We start from the raw sequence: 334 nt of genomic DNA, 5'->3' as shown, positions 1-334 counted from the left end.
CAACTCAAGCGCGATAAGGGATGTCGATTCCGCAGGCTTTAGGATGACTGCATTACCACCTGCCAATGCTGGTACTATCTTTTGTACTTCTGATGCAATCGGCGAGTTCCACGGGGTGATGGCTGCTATCACCCCTAATGGTTCGTAGGTTGTAAACGTCATTAACGACTTAATTCGCTGATTGGTAAGCTCGTTATCAAGGGTTTCAAGACTGCTAGCAATATAGCGTGTAGTGGCAATAGCACTACTAACCAAAGCGAGAGTCTCACTAATAGGCTTACCGTTATCTCGTGTTTGTAGTTCTGCAAGAAACTGTTTTTTGTCTTCTAAGATA

At 44.3% G+C, this 334-nt stretch carries 1 protein-coding gene; it reads right to left on the bottom strand.

Features of this window, described 5'->3' with window-relative positions; all coding sequences use genetic code 11:
* Positions 1–334 (bottom strand): aldehyde dehydrogenase family protein (locus tag BTV99_RS13005; RefSeq protein WP_143507227.1); only part of this gene is annotated, 334 nt, incomplete at both ends.

Origin of the sequence: Psychrobacter sp. Rd 27.2, from assembly GCF_001921755.1 — a bacterium.
GTDB lineage: Bacteria > Pseudomonadota > Gammaproteobacteria > Pseudomonadales > Moraxellaceae > Psychrobacter > Psychrobacter celer.
The sequence above is the reverse complement of the archived record's forward strand: the minus strand, read 5'-3'. Positions and strand labels throughout refer to the sequence as shown.